This window comes from Arthrobacter sp. sptzw42, assembly GCF_059089685.1.
Genome location: NZ_JBNHEX010000039.1, coordinates 1 through 232, shown reverse-complemented (window position 1 = coordinate 232; position 232 = coordinate 1). Strand labels below are relative to the sequence as shown.

1 protein-coding gene is annotated in these 232 nt (G+C 49.6%); it reads left to right on the top strand.

Translation table 11 applies throughout. The annotated features are described in order from the left end of the window. On the top strand, nt 1–232 hold a 232-nt coding region (locus AC5RT4_RS17780; RefSeq protein WP_494106625.1), incomplete at both ends, for a hypothetical protein.

The window sequence follows — 232 nt, the reverse complement described above, 5'->3', positions numbered from 1 at the left end:
GGCAAATTCAACCAATCAAAAAACAATCGGTATCAACAAACTTGGCACACTATTGAGTTCTCAAACAACAGACACACCCGGCACCACCACAACAACAACACGCCATGTGGATCGCTCCGGAGCAACTTTTCAAACTTACCCGAACCCCCAAAGCTTTGCAAATCAACGTCTCCGCGATACAAACCCTCAAGAACCCGGCCCCACCCAAACAGGCACGCCCAAAAGCGAACCA